The organism is Streptomyces sp. NPDC056527, from assembly GCF_042794475.1.
Lineage (GTDB): Bacteria > Actinomycetota > Actinomycetes > Streptomycetales > Streptomycetaceae > Streptomyces.
Genome location: NZ_JBHTTQ010000035.1, coordinates 60,023 through 66,557, shown reverse-complemented (window position 1 = coordinate 66,557; position 6,535 = coordinate 60,023). Strand labels below are relative to the sequence as shown.

The following is a 6,535-nucleotide window of genomic DNA, read 5'->3' as shown; positions in this document are numbered from 1 at the left end:
GGGAGCGAGACGCTCCCCGGGCCCTCTGCCGTACCGGTGCCGGAGCACCGGTACGGGGTTCAGCCGCCGAGCGGCAGGCCGCCCAGCGAGGGCACGCCGCCGCCGGTCGGCAGGCCCTGGCCGAGGCCGCCCGCCGACGGGGCGTTCCGGGTGGCCGCGCCGGCGGTCTCGCCGAGGACCTCGCCCGCGCTGCCCGCGGTGTCGCCGGCGACCTTCTGCGCGGCCGGGGTGGCGGTCTTGCCGGCCGCACCCACGGTCTTGCCGGCGGTCGGGACGGCCTCGCCGACGGCCTTGGTGCCGGTGCCGCCGACCACGCCGGTGGCGGTCTGCGAGGCGCCGTCGACGGCGTTGCCGACACCGGCTCCGTCCAGGCTGGAGATACCGGAGAGGGCTCCGGTGGGCGCGATGCTGTGGTCCAGGGCGCTCGCGGACCCGGCCGCACCGACCACGGGGGCTGCTCCGGCCGCCACGAGGAGTGCGGCGCGGGCGATCCGACGGGTCAGGGGGAGGGACATGGTGCTCCTTCGACGGAGAGGACGTTCTGACTCCGTGACAACCGAGGCGGGGGAGGCAGAGGTTTCGGCGGTCGAAGGTAAAGGCTGCCCAATGCATCGCATTATCGGGTGGGGAGGAAAGCGGACGAACGCGTCCGAAGATCCAAGCCTTGCTGAACCGTCACTTCCCATGCCCCGCAAGGGGATGAGCGTGGAGTGGCGGGGTGTGGGGCGAGGGATGACGCGGAAGGTGGCGAATAGCTCGGTCGGGTGACTTGCCGTACGGGTGCTCGGTGACGGTGTTCGGCTATCGCGCCAGCCGGATGCGCACCGCGCCGCCGCTCTCGCCGTCGTCGCCGTCCGTCGTCATCCACGCCCCGGTGGGGTCGCTCGCGCGCCAGACCTTGTTCCCGTACGCGACCTCGGCGATCCGCAGGTCGTCCGCCCGCGCCACCGCCCAGTGGGCCAGCTCCCAGCCCCGCTGCGCGTCCGTGCCGGTGGTCGCGAGGACGGGCACGGAGAGGACGGCGGGAGCCCCGCCCACGTTCGCCCCGGAGCGTCCCGCACTGCCCGCGCCCCCGGCGGCCCCCTTCGGGGCGGCCTTCTCGCCGAAGGCCCGCACCAGCTCCGTACGCACCTTCGCCGGATCCCCCGGCTGCCCGTCCTTCGACGGGCTCGTCGTGCAGTTCAGGGACGCGGCCGAGCGGCCGGTCAGCGCCGCCGAAAGCAGCGCCGCGTCCGGCTCGTGCTTCGCGTACGCCTGGGGGAAACCGCTGCGCTGCACCTTCTGCGCCGCCACGGTCAGCGGGAGCCGCGAATAGCCCGGGACCTTCGCGAGACCTTCGTAGAACCTCCCCGAGGAGTACACCGGGTCCATGATCTGCTCCGGCGTGCCCCAGCCCATGGACGGGCGCTGCTGGAAGAGACCGAGCGAATCCCGGTCGCCGTGCCGGATGTTGCGCAGCGCGGACTCCTGGAGCGCCGTGGCCAGGGCGATCGTGACCGCGCGCTCCGGCATCCGGCGGGTGGTGCCCACGGCGGAGATGGTGGCGGCGTTCGACGCCTGCTCGGGCGAGAACACGTAGGTGTTCTCGCCACTGCCCACCGTGCAGCCCGGAGCGCCCTTGGGGCCCGTGACGTGGTGCACGGCGAGATAGCCGGCCAGGCCGAGAAGCACCGCGAACCCGGCCGTGAACCTGGCAAGGCGGCCGGTGCGGGAGCTGCGGGAGTGACGGATGGGCTCGGACACGGGGCCAACCGTACTGGAGGCCGGGTTAGGGTCGGCACATGGCTGACAATGCTCCCCTCGACCTCACGCTGGACGGTCCGGCGCTCACCGCCGCGCTCGTCGACTTCCCCTCCGTCAGCGGGACAGAGGAGCCGCTCGCCGACGCGATCGAGCAGGCCCTGCGCGCCCTGCCGCACCTCACCGTCGACCGGTACGGCAACAACGTCGTGGCCCGCACCCGGCTCGGCCGCGCGGAGCGCGTGATCCTCGCCGGTCACATCGACACCGTCCCGATCGCGGACAACGTGCCCTCGCGCCTCGACGAGAACGGCATCCTGTGGGGCTGCGGCACGACCGACATGAAGTCGGGCGTCGCCGTCCAGCTCCGGATCGCCGCCACCGTCCCCGAGCCCAACCGCGACCTCACCTTCGTCTTCTACGACAACGAGGAGGTCGCCGCCCACCTCAACGGCCTCGGGAAGGTCGCCGAGGCGCACCCCGACTGGCTGGAGGGTGATTTCGCGATCCTCCTGGAGGGCTCGAACGCCGAGGTCGAGGGCGGCTGCCAGGGCACCCTGCGGGTCTTCCTGCGCACGGAGGGCGAGCGTGCCCACTCCGCCCGCTCCTGGATGGGCTCCAACGCCATCCACGCGGCGGCCCCGATCCTGGCCCGCCTCGCCGCCTACGAGCCCCGCAAGCCGGTCATCGACGGCCTGGAGTACCACGAGGGCCTCAACGCGGTACGGATCGAGGGCGGCGTCGCCAACAACGTCATCCCCGACGCCTGCACCGTCGTCGTCAACTACCGCTACGCCCCCGACCTCACCCAGGCCGAGGCCGAGGCGCACGTCCGCGAGGTCTTCGCGGACTGCGGGGTCGCGGAGTTCGTGGTCGACGACCACAGCGGCGGCGCGCTGCCCGGCCTCTCGCACCCGGCCGCGGCCGAGTTCATGAAGGCGGTCGGCGGCACCGCGCTGCCCAAGTTCGGCTGGACCGACGTGGCCCGCTTCAGCGCGCTCGGCGTCCCCGCGGTCAACTACGGCCCCGGTGACCCGATCTACGCCCACAAGGTCGACGAGCACGTCGTCGTGGACCGGATCGTCCAGTGCGAGGACCGCCTCCGCGACTGGCTCACCGACTGACAGACGTAATTTCGCCTTTTGTCACGTCTGTGGACCTACCCTGTCCGGACCAGAAGATCAGTGGATCGGTGGAGGGAGCAGGCCATGGGTATCCCCGAGGGAGCGCAGAAGCCGGAGGAGCAGCGGCTCGGACCGGTGCTCAGGCGCCGCGATCAGGTCCAGCCGGGCACCACGGATCAGCGTCTGCTGGACACCGAAGGCGACTCGGAGTGGGTGCACACCGACCCCTGGCGGGTCATGCGCATCCAGTCCGAGTTCGTCGAGGGCTTCGGCGCGCTCGCCGAACTGCCGAGCGCGATCAGCGTCTTCGGTTCGGCTCGTACGAAGCCGGACTCGCCCGAGTACGAGGCCGGTGTGCGGCTCGGCCGCGCGCTGGTCGAGGCGGGCTTCGCGGTGATCACGGGCGGCGGTCCGGGCGCCATGGAGGCGGCGAACAAGGGCGCACGGGAGGCCAAGGGCATCTCGGTGGGCCTGGGCATCGAGCTCCCCTTCGAGCAGGGGCTCAACCCGCACGTCGACATCGGCGTGAACTTCCGCTACTTCTTCGTCCGCAAGACGATGTTCGTGAAGTACGCGCAGGGCTTCGTGGTCCTCCCGGGCGGCCTCGGCACCCTGGACGAGCTCTTCGAGGCGCTCACCCTGGTCCAGACGCGCAAGGTGACCCGCTTCCCGATCGTGCTCTTCGGTACCGAGTACTGGAAGGGCCTCGTCGACTGGCTCCGTGACTCGGTCGTCGCGGGCGGCAAGGCATCGGAGCGGGATCTGCTGCTGTTCCACGTGACGGACGACGTGGACGAGGCCGTCGCCCTCGTGTCGAAGGAGACGGGCCGCTAGGGCCTCTCGTACGGATCCTGCCGGGCTCGCGTGCCCTGGTGCCTGATCCGGCCCGATCCGAACGAAAGACCCGGGGCGCCCTGCGCGGGGCGCCCCGGGCGCCCCGCGCCTACGCCAGCCCGCGCCGGGCCACGGCGGGCGGACGGTGCCCCGCGATGGTCGCCACCATGTCCAGGACCTGCCGCGTCTCGGCGACCTCGTGCACCCGGTAGACCTGCGCACCCAGCCACGCGGACACCGCCGTCGTCGCCAACGTGCCGAGCACCCGCTCCTTCACCGGCCGGTCCAGCGTCTCCCCCACGAAGTCCTTGTTGGACAGCGAGACGAGCACCGGCCAGCCCGTCTCCGTCATCTCGCCGAGCCGCCGGGTCGCCTCCAGGCTGTGGCGGGTGTTCTTCCCGAAGTCGTGACCGGGGTCGATCATGATCCCGTCGCGCCGGACGCCCAGCTCGACCGCCCGCTCCGCCAGCCCCACGGTCACCCGCAGGATGTCGGCCATCACGTCCTCGTACGCGATCCGGTGCGGCCGGGTCCGCGGCTCGGCGCCGCCCGCGTGGGTGCAGACGAGGCCGGCGCCGTACCGGGCGGCGACCTCCGCGAGCCGCGGGTCCACCCCGCCCCACGCGTCGTTGAGGACGTCCGCGCCGGCCTCGCAGACCGCCTCGCCGACATCGGCGCGCCAGGTGTCGACGCTGATGACGACGTCCGGATGCCGGCGCCGTACCTCGGCGACGAAGCCGACCGTGCGCCGCGCCTCCTCCTCCGCCGTGACCTCCTCGCCGGGGCCCGCCTTCACCCCGCCGATGTCGATGATGGCCGCGCCCTCGGCGACCGCCTGCTCCACGCGGGCGAGGGCCGGCTCGTCGCGGAAGGTGGCGCCCTGGTCGTAGAAGGAATCGGGGGTCCGGTTGACGATCGCCATGATCACCGGCTCGTGCGGCCCGAATTCACGCCGTCCCAAGCGCAGCATCCCTTATGTCCTCCCTCGCGTCCGTTCGCCTGCGACCCTAACTGTCGGTGGCGCATGGCACGATCGGCGGTGGGACGTTTTCCATTCCGGGGAGAGGCGCGCTGGTGTTCTGGTTCTTGCTGATCGCGATGGTCGTGGTCGTCGCGGCGGTCACCCTGGCGGTGGTCGGCGGAGGCGACAGCGAGGTGCTGCCCGAGGTGGCACCGGAGCAGCTGGTCGACCCCCTGCCGGAGACCCGGCCGGTCGACCGCGCCGACATCGAGGCGCTCCGGCTGCCGGTGACCACGCGGGGCTACCGCATGGCGGACGTGGACGACGTCCTGGGCCGCCTGGGCGCCGAGCTCGCCGAGCGGGACGCGCGGATCGCGGAGCTGCAGGCGGCGCTGGCCGGCGGGAACGGCGGGGCGGGCCCGTCGCTCTCGAAGGACGACGACCGGTGAGCGGCGGGGCGATCCCCGGCCCCGACGGCCGACTGCGCTGCCCCTGGGGTCTGTCGACCGAGGACTACGTGGCGTACCACGACGAGGAGTGGGGGCGCCCGGTCCACGGCGACGACGCGCTGTTCGAGCGGCTCTGCCTGGAGGCGTTCCAGTCGGGCCTTTCGTGGATCACGATCCTGCGCCGCCGTGAGGGATTCCGACGGGCCTTCGCCGACTTCGAGATCGCCTCGGTGGCGGAGTTCGGCGAGGCGGACCGCGACCGGCTCCTCGTGGACGAGGGCATCATCCGCAACCGGGCGAAGATCGACGCGACCCTGGCGAACGCGAAGACGCTGGCGACCTGGTCCTCCGGTGAGCTCGACGCCCTGATCTGGTCGTACGCCCCGGACCCTGCGTCCCGCCCCGCCCCGCTGACCTTCGCCGACGTGCCGGCCGTGACGGACGAGTCGACGGCCCTGTCCAAGGCGCTGAAGAAGCGCGGCCTGCGGTTCATCGGCCCGACGACGGCGTACGCGCTGATGCAGGCCTGCGGCCTCGTCGACGACCACCTGAAGGAGTGCGTGGCCCGGGGCGGCCGCTGACGCCGACCCGGGCCACGCCCGGTGTCACCGGCCCACGTACCGCGGCTTCTCCTTCGCCAGGAACGCCTGGACCGCGATCGTGTGGTCCTCCGACGCGCCCGCCGCCGTCTGGAGTTCGTCCTCCTTCTCCAGGGCCTCCGCGAGCGAGTGGTCCGCCCCGTACGCCAGCGACGCCTTCAGGGCCGCGTAGGCCACCGTCGGACCCTCGGCCAGGGTGCGGGCGACCTTGAGGGCCTCCTGCGCGAGGTCGGCGGCCGGGACCAGCTTGTTCACGATGCCGAGCTCGTACGCCTCCTGGGCGCTGATCGAGCGCGGGAAGAGCAGCAGGTCGGAGGCGCGGCTCGCACCGATCAGCCGGGGCAGCGTCCACGACATCCCGGAGTCGGCCGTGAGCGCGACACCCGCGAAGGAGGTGTTGAACGCGGCGGTGTCGGCGACGACCCGGTAGTCCGCGGCCAGCGCGAAGCCGAAGCCGGCTCCGGCCGCGACCCCGTTGACGCCCGCGACCACGGGCTTCTTCATGCCCGTGAGCGCCTTGACGATCGGGTTGTAGTGGTCCCGGACGGTGTTCATGGTGTGCTGCGACCCGGACTCCTTGTCCGACAGCAGCAGACCCACGTGCTCCTTGAGGTCCTGACCCACGCAGAACGCCCGGTCCCCCGCCGCCGTCAGCAGCACGGCCCGTACGGCGGTGTCCGCCGCGGCCGCCTCCGCCGCGTCCCGCAGGGCGACCTTCGCCTCGACGTTCATCGCGTTCATGGCCTCGGGCCGGTTGAGCGTGATCGTGGCGAGTCCGTCGCTCACTTCGTACAGAACGGTGTCGGCCATCGGGGCTTCCCTTCGCGT

General features: G+C 72.4%; 8 protein-coding genes. 4 read left to right on the top strand and 4 right to left on the bottom strand.

The window, feature by feature from the left end; genetic code table 11:
• Nucleotides 1–59: 59 nt before the first annotated feature.
• Entirely contained in the window at nt 60–515 is a 456-nt protein-coding gene (locus tag ACFQ7Q_RS18935; RefSeq protein ID WP_383556295.1) for an ATP-binding protein, read from the bottom strand.
• A 286-nt stretch (nt 516–801) separates the two neighbouring features.
• A complete protein-coding gene (locus ACFQ7Q_RS18930) occupies nt 802–1,743 on the bottom strand; it encodes a hypothetical protein (protein WP_383556292.1) in 942 nt (313 codons plus the stop codon).
• Nucleotides 1,744–1,781: 38 nt separating this feature from the next.
• Between ACFQ7Q_RS18930 and dapE the strand changes: the two genes are divergently transcribed.
• Nucleotides 1,782–2,864: a succinyl-diaminopimelate desuccinylase gene (gene dapE, locus ACFQ7Q_RS18925; RefSeq protein WP_383556290.1), complete on the top strand. Its 1,083-nt coding sequence runs from the start codon at nt 1,782–1,784 to the stop codon at nt 2,862–2,864.
• 84 nt (nt 2,865–2,948) lie between these two features.
• Nucleotides 2,949–3,698 carry a TIGR00730 family Rossman fold protein gene (locus ACFQ7Q_RS18920; protein ID WP_383556287.1) on the top strand — a complete coding sequence of 250 codons (750 nt, stop codon included), beginning with the start codon at nt 2,949–2,951 and terminating at the stop codon, nt 3,696–3,698.
• A 109-nt stretch (nt 3,699–3,807) separates the two neighbouring features.
• Here the strand turns inward: ACFQ7Q_RS18920 and folP are convergent, their stop codons facing one another.
• Nucleotides 3,808–4,668 (bottom strand): dihydropteroate synthase, encoded by an 861-nt coding sequence (gene folP, locus ACFQ7Q_RS18915; protein ID WP_383556284.1) that lies wholly within the window; start codon nt 4,666–4,668, stop codon nt 3,808–3,810.
• A 104-nt stretch (nt 4,669–4,772) separates the two neighbouring features.
• Here folP and ACFQ7Q_RS18910 point away from each other — a divergent pair, with 104 nt between their 5' ends.
• Nucleotides 4,773–5,108, top strand: coding sequence for a hypothetical protein (locus tag ACFQ7Q_RS18910; RefSeq protein WP_383556282.1), 336 nt, complete (start codon nt 4,773–4,775; stop codon nt 5,106–5,108).
• Nucleotides 5,105–5,689: a DNA-3-methyladenine glycosylase I gene (locus ACFQ7Q_RS18905; protein ID WP_383556280.1), complete on the top strand. Its 585-nt coding sequence runs from the start codon at nt 5,105–5,107 to the stop codon at nt 5,687–5,689. The genes ACFQ7Q_RS18910 and ACFQ7Q_RS18905 overlap by 4 nt, the downstream gene beginning before the upstream one ends.
• Nucleotides 5,690–5,713: 24 nt before the next feature.
• Here the strand turns inward: ACFQ7Q_RS18905 and ACFQ7Q_RS18900 are convergent, their stop codons facing one another.
• Entirely contained in the window at nt 5,714–6,517 is an 804-nt protein-coding gene (locus tag ACFQ7Q_RS18900) for an enoyl-CoA hydratase/isomerase family protein (protein ID WP_383556278.1), read from the bottom strand.
• Nucleotides 6,518–6,535 lie beyond the last annotated feature (18 nt).

Excerpts from the sequence above, each read along its gene's own strand:
- ACFQ7Q_RS18935 (WP_383556295.1), bottom strand. The coding sequence starts at position 515 with ATGTCCCTCCCCCTGACCCGTCGGATCGCCCGCGCCGCACTCCTCGTG.
- dapE (WP_383556290.1), top strand. The coding sequence starts at position 1,782 with ATGGCTGACAATGCTCCCCTCGACCTCACGCTGGACGGTCCGGCGCTC.
- ACFQ7Q_RS18920 (WP_383556287.1), top strand. The coding sequence starts at position 2,949 with ATGGGTATCCCCGAGGGAGCGCAGAAGCCGGAGGAGCAGCGGCTCGGA.
- folP (WP_383556284.1), bottom strand. The coding sequence starts at position 4,668 with ATGCTGCGCTTGGGACGGCGTGAATTCGGGCCGCACGAGCCGGTGATC.
- ACFQ7Q_RS18900 (WP_383556278.1), bottom strand. The coding sequence starts at position 6,517 with ATGGCCGACACCGTTCTGTACGAAGTGAGCGACGGACTCGCCACGATC.